The organism is Micromonospora sp. MA102, assembly GCF_025460765.1.
Taxonomy (GTDB): Bacteria; Actinomycetota; Actinomycetes; order Mycobacteriales; family Micromonosporaceae; genus Micromonospora; species Micromonospora halotolerans.
Map to the genome: position 1 here is coordinate 495,183 of NZ_JAMWEG010000003.1, position 15,903 is coordinate 511,085.

13 protein-coding genes are annotated in these 15,903 nt (G+C 70.4%); all 13 read left to right on the forward strand.

Going from position 1 to position 15,903, the window contains the following annotated elements:
• Positions 1-6 precede the first annotated feature (6 nt).
• The 13 genes from nusG (at position 7) to rpsG (ending at position 15,882) form a co-directional block, all read left to right on the forward strand.
• Entirely contained in the window at positions 7-729 is a 723-nt protein-coding gene (gene nusG / locus NFX44_RS08920) for a transcription termination/antitermination protein NusG (protein WP_151462526.1), read from the forward strand.
• Between the two features lie 185 nt (positions 730-914).
• Positions 915-1,346: a 50S ribosomal protein L11 gene (gene rplK, locus NFX44_RS08925; RefSeq protein WP_212831294.1), complete on the forward strand. Its 432-nt coding sequence runs from the start codon at positions 915-917 to the stop codon at positions 1,344-1,346.
• A gap of 85 nt (positions 1,347-1,431) precedes the next feature.
• Complete coding sequence (gene rplA / locus NFX44_RS08930) at positions 1,432-2,148, forward strand: 50S ribosomal protein L1 (RefSeq protein ID WP_262283028.1); 717 nt, start codon at positions 1,432-1,434, stop codon at positions 2,146-2,148.
• A gap of 79 nt (positions 2,149-2,227) precedes the next feature.
• Positions 2,228-3,130: an ATP-binding cassette domain-containing protein gene (locus NFX44_RS08935; RefSeq protein WP_262283029.1), complete on the forward strand. Its 903-nt coding sequence runs from the start codon at positions 2,228-2,230 to the stop codon at positions 3,128-3,130.
• Complete coding sequence (locus NFX44_RS08940) at positions 3,127-3,816, forward strand: hypothetical protein (protein WP_262283030.1); 690 nt, start codon at positions 3,127-3,129, stop codon at positions 3,814-3,816. Before NFX44_RS08935 ends, NFX44_RS08940 begins: the two co-directional genes overlap by 4 nt.
• A 311-nt stretch (positions 3,817-4,127) precedes the next feature.
• Positions 4,128-4,673, forward strand: coding sequence for a 50S ribosomal protein L10 (gene rplJ, locus NFX44_RS08945; RefSeq protein WP_091198320.1), 546 nt, complete (start codon positions 4,128-4,130; stop codon positions 4,671-4,673).
• Between the two features lie 54 nt (positions 4,674-4,727).
• Positions 4,728-5,114, forward strand: a complete 387-nt coding sequence (gene rplL, locus NFX44_RS08950) for a 50S ribosomal protein L7/L12 (RefSeq protein WP_091317960.1) — start codon at positions 4,728-4,730, stop codon at positions 5,112-5,114.
• 574 nt (positions 5,115-5,688) lie between these two features.
• Positions 5,689-9,120 carry a DNA-directed RNA polymerase subunit beta gene (locus tag NFX44_RS08955; RefSeq protein ID WP_262283031.1) on the forward strand — a complete coding sequence of 1,144 codons (3,432 nt, stop codon included), beginning with the start codon at positions 5,689-5,691 and terminating at the stop codon, positions 9,118-9,120.
• 81 nt (positions 9,121-9,201) lie between these two features.
• Positions 9,202-13,089 carry a DNA-directed RNA polymerase subunit beta' gene (locus NFX44_RS08960; protein WP_262283032.1) on the forward strand — a complete coding sequence of 1,296 codons (3,888 nt, stop codon included), beginning with the start codon at positions 9,202-9,204 and terminating at the stop codon, positions 13,087-13,089.
• Between the two features lie 100 nt (positions 13,090-13,189).
• Positions 13,190-13,558, forward strand: coding sequence for a hypothetical protein (locus NFX44_RS08965; protein ID WP_262283033.1), 369 nt, complete (start codon positions 13,190-13,192; stop codon positions 13,556-13,558).
• A gap of 521 nt (positions 13,559-14,079) precedes the next feature.
• A complete protein-coding gene (locus tag NFX44_RS08970; protein ID WP_262283172.1) occupies positions 14,080-14,502 on the forward strand; it encodes a hypothetical protein in 423 nt (140 codons plus the stop codon).
• A 533-nt stretch (positions 14,503-15,035) separates the two neighbouring features.
• Positions 15,036-15,410, forward strand: a complete 375-nt coding sequence (gene rpsL, locus NFX44_RS08975; protein WP_007465318.1) for a 30S ribosomal protein S12 — start codon at positions 15,036-15,038, stop codon at positions 15,408-15,410.
• Position 15,411: 1 nt separating this feature from the next.
• On the forward strand, positions 15,412-15,882 hold the full coding sequence (rpsG, locus tag NFX44_RS08980) for a 30S ribosomal protein S7 (protein ID WP_088647009.1): 471 nt from the start codon (positions 15,412-15,414) through the stop codon (positions 15,880-15,882).
• Positions 15,883-15,903: the final 21 nt, after the last annotated feature.

Below are 15,903 nucleotides of genomic sequence, written 5' to 3' on the forward strand. Positions count from 1 at the left end.
GCGAGCGTGCCTGAGTACGACGAGACCGCCGAGACCACGGACGAGCAGTCCACGGTCGCGACGGCGGCCAACGATGAGTCGGTCGAGGCCGCCAGCGAGCCGGAGTTCCCGACCACCGAGCCGGCCCCGGACGAGGACTTCGACCCGGTCGCCGAGCTGCGCCAGAAGCTGCGCTACGCCCCCGGCGACTGGTACGTGGTGCACTCCTACGCCGGCTACGAGAACAAGGTCAAGACCAACCTCGAGACCCGGATCACCTCCCTCGACATGGAGGACTTCATCTACCAGGTCGAGGTGCCGACCCGGGAAGAGGTCGAGGTCAAGAACGGCAAGCGGTCGCAGGTCCAGGCGAAGGTCTTCCCGGGCTACATCCTGGTCCGGATGGAGCTGACCGCCGAGTCCTACTCCTGCGTCCGGAACACCCCGGGGGTCACCGGCTTCGTCGGCGCGACCGACCGGGCCGACCGTCCGGCGCCGCTGAGCCTCGACGAGGTGCTCAAGTGGCTGGCCCCGGCGGTCGAGACCGAGCAGAAGAAGGCCAAGCCCGAGGTCAAGGTCCTCGACTTCGAGGTCGGCGACTCGGTCACCGTCACCGACGGCGCCTTCGCCTCGCTGCCGGCGACGATCAGCGAGATCAACGCCGACCAGCAGAAGCTCAAGGTCCTGGTGTCGATCTTCGGTCGGGAGACCCCGGTCGAGCTGAACTTCAACCAGGTCGCCAAGATCTGACGCACGTCCGCACCGGCGGTGGGCCTCCGGCCGGCCGCCGGTGCGTCGTTTTCGCCGTCCGCCGGACCTCGGCGGGGAGGGTGGCGCGAGGCTGCGCTACCCTAGAACGTCGGCTGTCCGCACCGCGCTGACCGTGCGCGCCCGCGGGCCGGCGAAAATCCCAGTTCCAAGCCCCAGGAAGAGACATGCCTCCGAAGAAGAAGCTCGTCAAGACGTTCACGCTTCAGCTGCCGGCGGGCCAGGCCACCCCGGCGCCGCCGGTCGGCCCCGCGCTCGGCCAGCACGGCGTGAACATCATGGAGTTCTGCAAGTCCTACAACGCGCAGACCGAGTCGCAGCGGGGTGACATCGTCCCCGCCGAGATCAGCGTCTACGAGGACCGCACCTTCACCTTCGTGCTGAAGACCCCGCCCGCCGCCCGGCTGCTGATCAAGGCCGCCGGCGTGCAGAAGGGCTCGGGCGTCCCGCACACCCAGAAGGTCGGCTCGGTGACCCGCGCCCAGCTGCGCGAGATCGCCGAGAAGAAGATGGCGGACCTCAACGCCAACGACATCGAGCAGGCTGAGAAGATCATCGCCGGCACCGCCCGGTCGATGGGCCTGACCGTCGCCGACTGACCTCGGTCGACCGCTCCACCCGGATCAGTTCGTGGGAGGGCCGCGCAGGTCGCCGGCCCGCCATAGACCACAGGAGTTACGAGAAATGCAGCGCAGCAAGAGCTACCGCAAGGCCGCCGAGGTCATCGACCGGTCGAAGTTCTACTCTCCCGCCGAGGCCGTCAAGCTGGCCAAGGAGACCACCAACGTCAAGTTCGACGCCACGGTCGAGGTCGCGATGCGCCTCGGCGTCGACCCCCGCAAGGCGGACCAGATGGTCCGCGGCACGGTCAACCTGCCGCACGGCACCGGTAAGACCGCCCGCGTGATCGTCTTCGCCGCCGGCGCGAAGGCCGAAGAGGCCGCCGCCGCGGGTGCGGACGAGGTGGGCACCGACGAGCTGGTCGCCCGAATCCAGGGCGGTTGGCTGGACTTCGACGCGGCGATCGCCACCCCGGACCAGATGGCCAAGATCGGCCGGATCGCGCGGATCCTGGGCCCGCGCGGCCTGATGCCGAACCCGAAGACCGGCACGGTGACCATGGACGTCACCAAGGCCGTCGCCGACATCAAGGGCGGCAAGATCACCTTCCGGGTGGACAAGCACTCCAACCTGCACCTGATCATCGGCAAGGCCTCGTTCTCCGAGTCCCAGCTGATCGACAACTACGCGGCGGTGCTGGACGAGGTCCTGCGCGCGAAGCCGTCCGCCGCCAAGGGCAAGTACCTGAAGAAGGTCACCCTCACCACCACCATGGGCCCGGGCGTCCCGGTCGACCCGAACGCGGTGAAGAACCTGACCGAGGCCTCGGCCGAGGCCTGAGCACGACTGCCCGGACGGGGCCCCGCCACCAGCTGGTGGCGGGGCCCCGTCCGTCTGTCCGGTGTGGCAGGCTCGGCACATGCGGCTCGAAGGGGTCTGGCTGCGATACCACCGGCGCGGTCCGTGGGTGCTCCGGCAGACCGACGTGGCGATCGGCCCGGGCGAGGTGGCGGTGGTGCTCGGGCGCAACGGGGTGGGCAAGTCCACCCTGCTCCAGCTCGCCGCCGGCGTGCTCCGGCCGACCCGGGGCCGGGTGGTCGACCGGCCGCCGGCCGTCGGCTGGGTGCCGGAGCGCTTCCCGGCCGACCAGCCCTTCACCGTGGGGGCCTACCTCGCCGCGATGGCCCGCATGGTCGGCCTCCCGGGCGCCGAGGCCGACCGGGCGGTGCGGCACTGGGTCGACCGGCTCGGCCTGGCGCGCTTCCACGCGGTGCGGCTGCCGGAGCTGTCCAAGGGCACCGCGCAGAAGGTCGGCCTGGCCCAGGCGCTGCTCCGCCCGCCCGGCCTGCTCGTCCTCGACGAGCCCTGGGAGGGGCTGGACGCCGCCACCCGCGACCTGGTGCCCGAGATGATCGGCGAGGTGCTGGCCGAGGGCGGCGCGGTGCTGGTCAGCGACCACCGCGGCGAGACGGTCCGGCTCCCCGGCGCCCGCCACTGGTCGGTCGCCGACGGCGCGGTCACCGAGGCGACGCCGTCCGGCGCCGGGGCCACCGTCGTGGTCGAGGTGTCGGTCCCGGCCGCCGCGGCCGCGGCCGCCGTCGCCCGGTTGCGCGCCGAGGGCCACCACGTCCTGCGGATACGCGACCACGCCGTCGCGCCCCCCGCCACGCGACCCGGGTCCGACTCCCCGTCTCCCGTCACCCGACCGGCGCCCGACTCCCCGTCCGCCACCGCTCGACCTGAGCCCGACTCCCCGTCCGTCGCCGTGGACCCGGCGTCCGGCGCCGGCCGGTCCGGCCCCGCGTCCGAGGTGGCCCGGTGACCGCCCTGGTCCGGCTGCGGCTGGCCGGCTTCCTGCGTACCGGGCGGGCGCTGGCACCGGTGCTGGCCGGCCTGCTGGCCCTCGGCGTCCTCTACGGCGGCGGCCGGGCCCAGCCCGCGGAGGCCTACGGCGTCTCGGCGGTGGTGCTGTTCCCGGTGCTGGCCTGGCAGACCAAGATCCTCCTCGACGTCGAGCCCGACGTGCAGCGCCGGCTGGCCCGGGTGGTGGTCGGCCCGGCCCGGGAGCGCGCCGCCGGCCTGCTCGCGGCGGCCGTGGCCGGCCTCGCCACGATCGCCGTCGCGCTGGTATTCCCCTGGCTGGTCGGCGGGGTGACCGGTCCCAGCGGGCCGGGGGACCGGCCGCTGGTCCAGGGGCTGGCGCTCGGCCTCTGGGCCCACCTGCTGGCCCTGCCGGCGGCGGTGGCGCTGGGCGCCCTGGCCAGCCGGGCGATCACCCGCACCGCCGGCTACGGCGTCGCCGTGCTCACCGTCGGTGCGGTGGCCGCCGTGGTCCTCGGCCTCTCCCGCTCGGTGGCTCCCTGGCTCGTGCCGCCGGTGCTGCCCACCGCCCGGGCGCTGGCCGGCCCGCTGGCGGCACCCACCGGCGTGCTGCTGACCGCCTGGGCGCTGGCCTGGGCGGCCGTGGCGCTGGCCGGCTACGCCTGGGGCCGCCGGAGCCGCGCCTGAGTGACCGGGCGCACTCCGGGGGCGATTTGGTGGTTCGGGACGGGTCGCGTAACCTAGTCGCGTAGTTCCACCCAAAGACCGCTGGTCACCGTGCCCCGGCACGGTCGAAGGTCCCGCGACGACGGGCGACCCGCGCAGGGCGGCAAGCGAAATTCGGTGCAGTGCGTGGTCCGCCGACCGCGCCCGTCGCGCCGGCCCTCGCCCCGTGCGCCCTGCGCCGGGGCTTTTCTCGTTGTCGTGATGCCTCCGCCGCCGTCGCGAGCCCTGCTCGTCGCCGGCGTACCAGCTCCGAGCAACGAGAGAGGAGGGACATGGCGGACAAGCCGATCCGGGCCGACAAGGCCACGGCCGTCGCCGAGCTGACCGAGAGCTTCCGCAACGCGGGAGCGACCGTGCTGACCGAGTACCGCGGGCTCACGGTTTCGCAGCTCACGCAGCTGCGGCGCTCGCTCGGCAAGGAGACCAGCTACACGGTCGCGAAGAACACGCTGGCCAAGCGTGCCGCGACCGAGGCGGGCATCTCCGGCCTCGACGAGCTGTTCACCGGTCCTACCGCGCTGACTTTCGTTTCGGGCGACGTCGTCGAGGCGGCGAAGGGGCTTCGCGAGTTCGCGAAGGCCAACCCGAAGCTCGTCATCAAGGGCGGTGTCTTCGAGGGCAAGGCCATTTCCGCGGCCGAGGTCACGAAGCTCGCCGACCTGGAGTCCCGCGAGGTGCTGCTGGCGAAGCTGGCCGGCGCCATGAAGGGCAACCTGAGCAAGGCCGCGGCCCTGTTCCAGGCTCCGCTCGCCAAGACCGCGCGTCTGGCGGCCGCTCTGCAGGACAAGCGCGAGAAGGAGGGCGCCGAGGCGGCCTGAGGCCACCCGGCGCACCCACGTTCTTAGTTTTCACTTTCAGAAAGGACGCCAGACATGGCGAAGCTCAGCACCGACGAGCTGCTCGACGCGTTCAAGGAGATGACGCTGATCGAGCTCTCCGAGTTCGTGAAGCAGTTCGAGGAGACCTTCGAGGTCACCGCGGCGGCTCCGGTCGCCGTTGCCGCCGCCGGCGGCCCCGCCGGCCCGGCCGCCGAGGCCGAGCCGGAGAAGGACGAGTTCGACGTCATCCTCGACGCCGACGGTGGCAAGAAGATCCAGGTCATCAAGGTCGTGCGCGAGCTGACCGGCCTGGGCCTCAAGGAGGCCAAGGACCTGGTCGAGGCCGCTCCGAAGGCCGTCCTGGAGAAGGCCAACAAGGAGACCGCCGAGAAGGCCAAGGCCAAGCTCGAGGGCGAGGGCGCCAAGGTCACCCTCAAGTGACCTTGAGTTCGACCTGACGCGCGTCCGGCTCACGTGAGTCGGGGCACACCGCGTCTCGGCGGGCGGTGATCCGGGGAACCGGATCGCCGCCCGCCGTGTTGGTGGTACCCGGGGGCGGCGGTGTGAGCAGGGCGTCCGCAGCCCGGGGACCGGTGTCGCGCCGGTCCCTGTCGGTAGCCCGTCGGTGGGAAAGACACCCCGAGGGGTAACCGGCCCTTGACGCGACACGGGCCCGACAGGCACGCTGACACCAGCAAGACCTTCCGCGCTTGCAACGGCCGCCTCTCGGGTAAGGCAACGGCAGCACCACCGCCGCTCCACCCGAGCGGACCGGCAGGAACGTCGCGTTCCGAGCAGCCCGGTTGACCCGGTTTTCCGAGGTCCCGAGGCAAGTTCCGCGATGACCTGCGGGGTGGGCTGGACAGCGGTTAGCCTCTCGGCTACACTGCTAGTTTGCGCTGCCTTCCGACTTGACCCCTGCTCGGAAATGTCCGTTTACGGATATTTCTGGTGGGGTCATTGGAGTGCACGCGTACCAGCCGTTCTGCAGCACCGGTCCTCGGAAGGACGCATCTTGGCAGCTTCCCGCCCTGCGAAGACCAGTCGTACGTCGAGCGCATTCGCGCCCCGCCGAGTTTCTTTCGGTCGGATTACCGAACACCTCGAGGTCCCCAACCTCCTTGCCATCCAGAACGAGTCCTTCGACTGGCTCGTCGGCAACGAGGCTTGGCAGGGCCGGTCGTCGGACGACCCGCACGCACGCTCGGGTCTCGCGGAGATCCTCGACGAGATCAGTCCCATTGAGGACTTCTCCGGCACCATGTCGCTCTCCTTCTCGGCTCCGCGCTTCGACGAGGTCAAGGCCTCGATCGAGGAGTGCAAGGAGAAGGACCTGACCTACTGCGCCCCGCTGTTCGTGACCGCGGAGTTCACCAACAACACCACCGGCGAGATCAAGAGCCAGACGGTGTTCATGGGTGACTTCCCGATGATGACGCCGAAGGGCACCTTCATCATCAACGGCACCGAGCGCGTCGTGGTCAGCCAGCTCGTCCGCTCGCCGGGCGTGTACTTCGACAAGCAGCCGGACAAGACCTCCGACCGCGACCTCTCCAGCGTCAAGGTGATCCCGAGCCGGGGTGCCTGGCTGGAGTTCGACATCGACAAGCGCGACACGGTCGGCGTCCGCATCGACCGCAAGCGTCGGCAGGCCGTCACCGTCCTGCTCAAGGCCATCGGGTGGTCCGCGGAGCAGATCCGCGAGAAGTTCGGCTGGTCCGAGCTGATGATGACCACGCTCGAGAAGGACCACATCGCCGGCCAGGACGAGGCGCTGCTCGACATCTACCGGAAGCTCCGCCCTGGCGAGCCGCCGACCCGTGAAAACGCCCAGACCCTGCTCGACAACCTCTTCTTCAACCCGAAGCGGTACGACGTCGCCAAGGTCGGTCGTTACAAGTTCAACAAGAAGCTCGAGCTGGACGTGCCGATCACCACCGGCACGCTGACCGAGGACGACATCGTCGCCACCGTGGAGTACCTCTGCCGGCTGCACGCCGGTGAGGACGGCTACGAGGCCGACGACATCGACCACTTCGGCAACCGGCGCCTGCGCACCGTGGGCGAGCTGATCCAGAACCAGGTCCGGGTGGGTCTCTCCCGGATGGAGCGGGTCGTCCGCGAGCGGATGACCACGCAGGACGTCGAGGCGATCACGCCGCAGACCCTGATCAACATCCGCCCGGTGGTGGCGGCGATCAAGGAGTTCTTCGGCACGTCGCAGCTGTCCCAGTTCATGGACCAGACCAACCCGCTGGCGGGCCTGACCCACCGGCGCCGGCTGAGCGCGCTCGGCCCGGGTGGTCTGTCCCGGGAGCGGGCCGGCTTCGAGGTCCGCGACGTGCACCCGTCCCACTACGGCCGGATGTGCCCGATCGAGACGCCGGAAGGCCCGAACATCGGCCTGATCGGCGCGCTCTCCACCTTCGCCCGGGTCAACCCGTTCGGCTTCATCGAGACGCCGTACCGGAAGGTCATCGACGGTCGGGTCACCGACCAGATCGACTACCTGACCGCGGACGAGGAGGACCGGTTCGTCAAGGCGCAGGCCAACGCCCCGCTGAAGTCGGACGGCACGTTCGCCGAGGACCGCGTCCTGGTCCGCCGTAAGGGCGGCGAGACCGAGGACGTGGCGCCGGGTGCCGTCGACTACATGGACGTCTCGCCGCGGCAGATGACCTCGGTCGCGACCGCGATGATCCCGTTCCTCGAGCACGACGACGCCAACCGCGCGCTCATGGGCGCGAACATGCAGCGCCAGGCGGTGCCGCTGGTCAAGGCCGAGGCCCCGCTGGTCGGCACGGGCATGGAGTACCGGGCGGCCGTGGACGCCGGTGACGTCGTCGTCGCCGAGGTCGGCGGTGTGGTCGAGGACCTCTGCGCGGACTACATCACCGTCCACCAGGACGACGGTCACCGCCGGACGTACCTGCTGCACAAGTTCCGCCGCTCCAACGCCGGCTCCTGCGTCAACCAGAAGCCGGTCGTCTTCGAGGGCGACCGCGTCGAGGCCGGCCAGGTCATCGCCGACGGTCCGTGCACCGACGAGGGCGAGATGGCGCTCGGGCGCAACCTGCTCGTGGCGTTCATGTGCTGGGAGGGCCACAACTACGAGGACGCGATCATCCTGTCGCAGCGCCTCGTGCAGCAGGACGTGCTCACCTCGATCCACATCGAGGAGCACGAGGTCGACGCCCGGGACACCAAGCTCGGTCCGGAGGAGATCACCCGCGACATCCCGAACGTCAGCGAGGAGATGCTCGCCGACCTCGACGAGCGCGGCATCATCCGGATCGGCGCCGAGGTCGTCCCCGGCGACATCCTGGTCGGCAAGGTCACGCCGAAGGGCGAGACCGAGCTGACCCCCGAGGAGCGGCTGCTCCGCGCGATCTTCGGTGAGAAGGCGCGCGAGGTCCGCGACACCTCGCTGAAGGTGCCGCACGGCGAGACCGGCACGGTCATCGGTGTGCGTACCTTCTCCCGCGAGGACGGCGACGAGCTGCCCCCGGGCGTGAACGAGCTGGTCCGGGTCTACGTGGCCCAGAAGCGCAAGATCCAGGACGGTGACAAGCTCGCGGGCCGCCACGGCAACAAGGGCGTCATCTCCAAGATCCTGCCGATCGAGGACATGCCGTTCCTGGAGGACGGCACCCCGGTCGACATCGTGCTGAACCCGCTCGGTGTGCCGTCCCGGATGAACATCGGCCAGGTCCTGGAGACCCACCTCGGGTGGGTGGCCAAGACGGGCTGGAGCGTGGACGGCGACGACACCGAGTGGAAGCGCCAGCTCCGCTCGATCGAGGCGCACGAGTCCGAGCCGGACACCAACGTGGCCACCCCGGTCTTCGACGGTGCCCGCGAGGAGGAGATCTCCGGTCTGCTCGAGTCGACCCTGCCCAACCGGGACGGCAAGCAGCTGATCGGGCGCACCGGCAAGGCGCAGCTGTTCGACGGTCGCTCCGGCGAGCCGCTGCCGGACCCGATCGCGGTCGGCTACGTCTACATCCTGAAGCTCAACCACCTGGTCGACGACAAGATCCACGCCCGGTCGACCGGCCCCTACTCGATGATCACGCAGCAGCCGCTGGGTGGTAAGGCGCAGTTCGGTGGCCAGCGCTTCGGTGAGATGGAGTGCTGGGCCATGCAGGCGTACGGCGCCGCCTACGCCCTGCAGGAGCTGCTGACCATCAAGTCCGACGACGTCCTCGGCCGGGTGAAGGTCTACGAGGCGATCGTCAAGGGCGAGAACATCCCCGAGCCGGGCATCCCGGAGTCGTTCAAGGTGCTGCTCAAGGAGCTGCAGTCGCTGTGCCTCAACGTCGAGGTGCTCTCCAGCGACGGTGTGGCCCTGGAGATGCGCGAGACCGACGACGAGGTGTTCCGGGCCGCGGAGGAGCTGGGCATCGACCTGTCCCGGCGCGAGCCGAGCTCGGTCGAAGAGGTCTGAGGCGAGCGGTCGGGAGCCGGTCCGCCGGCTCCCGACCCCGCCCGTTAGCTAGGCAGTACAGACGACGACATAGGGGACATAGTGCTCGACGTCAACTTCTTCGACGAGCTGCGCATTGGCCTCGCCACCGCCGACGACATCCGTCAGTGGTCCCACGGCGAGGTCAAGAAGCCCGAGACCATCAACTACCGCACCCTGAAGCCGGAAAAGGACGGGCTCTTCTGCGAGAAGATCTTCGGTCCGCAGCGGGACTGGGAGTGCTACTGCGGTAAGTACAAGCGGGTCCGTTTCAAGGGCATCATCTGCGAGCGCTGCGGCGTCGAGGTGACCCGCTCCAAGGTTCGCCGGGAGCGGATGGGTCACATCGAGCTTGCCGCTCCGGTGACCCACATCTGGTACTTCAAGGGCGTGCCGAGCCGGCTGGGCTACCTGCTGGACCTCGCCCCGAAGGACCTCGAAAAGATCATCTACTTCGCCTCGTACGTCGTGACGAGCGTGGACGCCGAAGCGCGTCACCGTGACCTCTCGACGATCGAGAACGAGATCCTGGCCGAGAAGCGGCAGGCCGAGAACAGCCGCGACTCGGAGATCGAGAAGCGGGCCGCCAAGCTCGAGGCCGACCTGGCCGAGCTGGAGGCCGAGGGCGCGAAGGCGGACGTCCGGCGCAAGGTCAAGGAGGGCGGAGAGCGCGAGATGCGCCAGATCCGCGACCGGGCCCAGCGCGAGATCGACCGCCTCGACGAGGTCCTCGACACCTTCCGCAAGCTCGAGCCGAAGCAGCTGGTCACCGACGAGCTGCTCTACCGCGAGCTGCGCGACCGCTTCGGCGAGTACTTCACCGGCAGCATGGGCGCCGAGGCCATCAAGGCGCTGGTCCAGAACATGGACCTGGAGGCCGAGGCCGAGAGCCTGCGCGAGACCATCCGGTCCGGCAAGGGCCAGCGGAAGATCCGGGCGCTCAAGCGGCTCAAGGTCGTGGCGGCGTTCCAGAACACCCGCAACTCGCCGCTCGGCATGGTGCTGGACTGCGTCCCGGTCATCCCGCCGGACCTGCGTCCGATGGTGCAGCTGGACGGTGGCCGCTTCGCGACCTCCGACCTGAACGACCTGTACCGCCGCGTGATCAACCGGAACAACCGCCTCAAGCGGCTGATCGACCTCGGCGCGCCCGAGATCATCGTCAACAACGAGAAGCGGATGCTCCAGGAGGCCGTCGACGCGCTGTTCGACAACGGCCGTCGTGGCCGGCCGGTCACCGGTCCGGGCAACCGCCCGCTGAAGTCGCTCTCCGACATGCTCAAGGGCAAGCAGGGCCGGTTCCGCCAGAACCTGCTCGGCAAGCGCGTCGACTACTCCGGCCGTTCGGTCATCGTCGTCGGCCCGAAGCTCAAGCTGCACCAGTGCGGCCTGCCCAAGCAGATGGCGCTGGAGCTGTTCAAGCCGTTCGTGATGAAGCGGCTGGTGGACCTCAACCACGCACAGAACATCAAGTCCGCCAAGCGGATGGTCGAGCGGCAGCGGCCGGTCGTGTGGGACGTGCTGGAAGAGGTCATCGGCGAGCACCCGGTCCTGCTGAACCGGGCGCCGACGCTGCACCGGCTGGGCATCCAGGCCTTCGAGCCGCAGCTGGTCGAGGGCAAGGCCATCCAGATCCACCCGCTGGTCTGCACCGCGTTCAACGCCGACTTCGACGGTGACCAGATGGCGGTCCACGTGCCGCTGTCCGCCGAGGCCCAGGCCGAGGCGCGGATCCTGATGCTGTCGTCGAACAACATCCTCAAGCCGGCCGACGGCAAGCCGGTCACCATGCCCACCCAGGACATGGTCATCGGCCTCTACCACCTCACCCACCTCACCCCCGGTGGGCAGGGCGAGGGCCGGGCGTTCAGCTCGGACGCCGAGGCGCGGATGGCGTACGACAACGGCGAGCTGCACCTGCAGACGCCGGTCAAGATCCGCCTGCGCGGCATCGTCGGGGTCGACAACGGCGCCGGCGCCGAGCCGTGGGTCGCGCCCGAGGGCTGGGTCGAGGGCGAGCCGGTGACGGTGGAGACCACCCTGGGCCGGGTCCTGTTCAACGAGACGCTGCCGCAGGGCTACCGCTTCGTGAACTACGAGATCCGCAAGGGCCAGCTCTCCGCGATCGTCAACGACCTCGCCGAGCGCTTCCCGAAGGTGGCCCTGGCGGCCACCCTGGACGGGCTCAAGGAGGCCGGCTTCCACTGGGCCACCTGGTCCGGCGTCACCATCGGCATGGAGGACGTCATCGCCCCGCCGCGCAAGCGGGAGATCCTGGACAAGTACGAGAAGGAAGCCGACCGGATCGACAAGCAGTACCAGCGTGGTCTGATGACCGCCGAGGAGCGTCGCGGCGAGCTCATCGAGATCTGGACCAAGGCGACCAACGAGGTCGCCAAGGAGATGGACACCGCGCTGCCGCAGGAGAACCCGCTGTGGAAGATGATCAACTCGGGTGCCCGCGGTAACCTGCTCCAGCTCCGGCAGATCGCGGCGATCCGTGGTCTGGTGGCCAACCCGAAGGGCGAGATCATCCCGCGGCCGATCAAGGCCTCGTACCGGGAGGGTCTGTCCGTGCTGGAGTACTTCATCTCCACGCACGGCGCCCGGAAGGGTCTCGCGGACACCGCCCTGCGTACCGCCGACTCGGGTTACCTGACCCGGCGTCTGGTGGACGTCTCGCAGGACGTCATCATCCGCGAGGAGGACTGCGGCACCGACCGTGCCATCCCGATGCAGATCGGCGAGCGGATCGACGGCAAGCTGGTCGTGCACGAGCACGCCGAGACCAGCGTGCACGCCCGGACCCTGGCCGACGACATCAAGGGCCCGGACGGCAACGTCGTCGCCCACCGCGGCCAGGACATCAACTCCATCCTGGTCGACGCGATCGTCGCCGCCGGGGTGGAGACGGTGCGGGTGCGCAGCGTGCTCACCTGCGAGTCGAAGCTGGGCGTCTGCGGTGCGTGCTACGGCCGCTCGCTGCCGACCGGCAAGACCGTGGACGTCGGCGAGGCGGTCGGCATCATCGCCGCCCAGTCGATCGGTGAGCCGGGTACGCAGCTGACGATGCGTACCTTCCACACCGGTGGTGTCGCGGGTGAGGACATCACCCAGGGTCTGCCCCGTGTCCAGGAGATCTTCGAGGCCCGGGTCCCGAAGGGTAAGGCGCCCATCGCCGACACCCCGGGTCGGATCCGGATCGAGGACGGCGAGCGGTCCCGCAAGATCGTGGTCATCCCGGACGACGGCAGCGACGAGATCGTCTACGACAAGATCTCGAAGCGGGTCCGGCTCCGGGCGCACGACGGCGACCACGTCGAGGTCGGCGAGAAGCTCACCGAGGGCACCATCGACCCGCACGAGCTGCTGCGCATCCTCGGCCCGCGCGCGGTCCAGGTCCACCTGACCCAGGAGGTCCAGGAGGTCTACCGCTCGCAGGGTGTGCTCATCCACGACAAGCACATCGAGATCATCATCCGCCAGATGCTCAAGCGGGTGACGGTCATCGACTCCGGCTCGACCGAGTTCCTGCCGGGCGTGCTGGTCGACCGGGCGCTGTTCGAGTCGGAGAACCGCCGGCTCGTCGGCGAGGGTGGCGAGCCCGCCGCCGGTCGCCCGGTGCTGATGGGTATCACCAAGGCCTCGCTGGCCACGGACTCCTGGCTCTCGGCGGCCTCCTTCCAGGAGACCACCCGGGTGCTGACCGACGCGGCGATCAACTCGCGCAGCGACTCGCTGGTCGGCCTCAAGGAGAACGTGATCATCGGTAAGCTCATCCCGGCCGGTACGGGCATCAGCAAGTACCGCAACGTCCGGGTCGAGCCGACCGAGGAGGCGAAGGCCAAGGTCTACTCGATGACCGGCTACCCGGAGACGGACTACGGCTTCGGGCCGGCCAGCGGCCAGGCCGTGCCCCTGGACGACTTCGACTTCGGGTCGTACCGCTAAGCAGTAGGAAACGACGAGGCCCCCGGCATCCGCCGGGGGCCTCGTCGCGTTCCGGGACGTGTCGAGCCGCCGGGGGGCGCGTCGGGGCATGATGGTGGGCATGACGACCGTGCCCGGGCAGGTGCCCGTCGTTGCGCAGGGGCACCGCCACCCGCTCGACCCGGAGCCGGTCCGTTCGACCAAGGCCCGCGCCGTCTTCGCCCTCGGGCTGATCGGGGCACTCACCGGCTTCTTCCTCGGCGGGGTGGTGCCCGCGACCATCGCGCTCACCCTCGCCCGGCAGGCCCGCCGGGAGGCGTACGTGTCGGGTGGTTTCCTCACCGGCGCCGGCTGGCTGCGCCGGGGGGAGCAGCTGGCCTGGACGGGCCTGCTGCTCGCGGCCGTCGCGATGGTGGCGGCCGTGGTGATCGGCCTGGTCCGGCTGGCGGGCGCCCCGTTCGGGCACGACTTCGCCCCGAACGTCGACTGACCGGGCGGGGGAGCGCCCTCGCGCCCGACCCCGCCGGCGCGACGCGCGACGGTAGCCTGGCCGGTGTCCGCCGCGCGGTGGGCGAGCCACGTCGACAGGAGGACCCCGTGACGGAACCGGCCCCGCCGCCGGGAGGCGACCCGACCCGCCCCGGCACCGGGCCGGACGCGGCCGGGCCGCCGCAGTCGGCCCCGCCCGGGTCCTGGCCGCCCGCCGGGCCGTATCCGCCGGCGCCGCCCGGCTCCCCGTCACACCACGCCGGGCACCCGGCTCCGCCCGCCGCCGCGGCGTGGGGCTCCCCGTCACCTCACCCGGGGTACGCGGCCGGACCGTCGGCTCCGTCCGGTTCCCCGTCGCAGCACGCCGGCTACCCGGCCCCTGCCGCCCCCGGACCGGTGACTCCGGCCGGGTGGCCGGCGGCCGGGGCGTACCCGGGGAACCAGCCGGCGACCGGCGGTGGGTGGGCGGCGCCGGGGAGCGCACCGGCCGGCGGTGGCTGGGGTCCGGTGCCTCCGGCGTCGGTGCCGCCGCCCCCGCGCGAGGAGCCGCGCCCGCCGAAGCGCGTCGACGCGGTCCCGGGCACCCCGTTCGGGGTGGTCCACCTGGACGTGCCGCCGGTCACGTCGGGGCTCGCCATCGGGTCCCTGGTGATCGGGGTCGCCTCGATCCTGGTGTCGCTGCTGGTCCTCTGCTTCGGCGTCGCCGGGCCCAACTACGGCGGGGCCTGGGCCGCCGGGGCGTTCACCGTGCTGGGGGTTATCGCGGGTACGGCGGCCGTCGTGGCGGGGCTGCTGGCCCGGCGGCAGATCCGGCGTCCGGCGCCGCCGCCGGCCGTGCGGTTCACGGGGCGCGGCCTGGCCATCGCCGGGCTCAGCTGCGGGGGAGTGGGCCTGCTGGTGAGCCTGGGCGGGCTGGTGCTGGCCCTGGTGGTGCAGATCACGTGACCCGGTCGACCGGTCCGGCCGCGCATTGACCGGCTATGACCGGTATGCCGGGATGTCCAGTGCGCGGGTGGAACCGGGGCCGCCGGGCCGAGCGCCGGGGAAGCCGGTACACTTGTCACCGTAGGTGCCCATGACGGGCGCGTGGGCACGATGCGATCGGCCGGCGGACCGCGATGCGGTTCTCCCGAGCCGCTCCGTTTTGACCCGCGCGGCTGTGGTAGGTACTCTTTCCCCTTGTGCCCGGGCCAGCCCGGGCAATGCGTGCGTGCGCTGGAGCCGGTGAACCGGTGATCGCGCGGCCGCACGACAGAGCCGCAAGACCTGGCGTCGGGAGTTTCCTGCGCCGGTGACAAAAACCCGGTAGGACACGCGAGTGACCGTGCCGGGACCGTGACTTGGGCGACACGCCCGACCGCGGGTGCTGGGACCCCCGTCAGGTGGCCCTGGTTGCAAGGTAGGAGAGCCGTCCATCAGGCCGGCTAGAGCAGACGGCGCGGTCGCCTCGCAGCGGCCGAAGGGAGCGGAGAAACCCGGTGCCCACCATTCAGCAGCTGGTCCGAAAGGGCCGTCAGGCCAAGACGACCAAGACCAAGACCCCGGCGCTCAAGGGGTCTCCCCAGCGTCGCGGCGTGTGCACCCGCGTGTACACCACCACCCCCAAGAAGCCGAACTCGGCGCTGCGCAAGGTCGCTCGTGTCAAGCTCAGCAGCCAGATCGAGGTGACCGCCTACATCCCGGGCGTCGGCCACAACCTGCAGGAGCACTCGATCGTGCTCGTCCGCGGCGGCCGTGTGAAGGACCTCCCCGGCGTGCGGTACAAGATCGTTCGCGGCTCGCTGGACACCCAGGGTGTCCGCAACCGCAAGCAGGCTCGCAGCCGCTACGGCGCGAAGAAGGAGAAGAGCTGACATGCCGCGTAAGGGACCCGCTCCGCGGAAGCCGCTGGTCGCTGACCCGGTGTACAACTCGCCGCTGGTCACCCAGCTGGTGAACAAGATCCTGATGCGCGGTAAGCGCCAGCTCGCCGAGCGCATCGTGTACGCCGCCCTGGAGGGCTGCCGCGAGAAGAGCGGCACCGACCCGGTCGTCACGCTCAAGCGCGCCATGGACAACGTCAAGCCCACCCTCGAGGTGCGCAGCCGCCGGGTCGGTGGCGCCACCTACCAGGTGCCGGTCGAGGTCCGCCCGGCCCGCGCGACCACCCTTGGCCTGCGCTGGCTGGTGACCTACTCCAAGGCCCGTCGCGAGAAGACCATGGTCGAGCGGCTGATGAACGAGCTGCTGGACGCGAGCAACGGCCTCGGTGCCGCCGTCAAGCGGCGCGAGGACACGCACAAGATGGCCGAGTCCAACAAGGCCTTCGCGCACTACCGCTGGTAACACCTTGGTTCCGGCGCCCAC

Coding starts and splice junctions, on each gene's coding strand:
- rplJ (WP_091198320.1), top strand. CDS start 4,128: ATGGCGGACAAGCCGATCCGGGCCGACAAGGCCACGGCCGTCGCCGAG.
- rplA (WP_262283028.1), top strand. CDS start 1,432: ATGCAGCGCAGCAAGAGCTACCGCAAGGCCGCCGAGGTCATCGACCGG.
- rplL (WP_091317960.1), top strand. CDS start 4,728: ATGGCGAAGCTCAGCACCGACGAGCTGCTCGACGCGTTCAAGGAGATG.
- NFX44_RS08935 (WP_262283029.1), top strand. CDS start 2,228: ATGCGGCTCGAAGGGGTCTGGCTGCGATACCACCGGCGCGGTCCGTGG.
- rplK (WP_212831294.1), top strand. CDS start 915: ATGCCTCCGAAGAAGAAGCTCGTCAAGACGTTCACGCTTCAGCTGCCG.
- rpsG (WP_088647009.1), top strand. CDS start 15,412: ATGCCGCGTAAGGGACCCGCTCCGCGGAAGCCGCTGGTCGCTGACCCG.
- NFX44_RS08965 (WP_262283033.1), top strand. CDS start 13,190: ATGACGACCGTGCCCGGGCAGGTGCCCGTCGTTGCGCAGGGGCACCGC.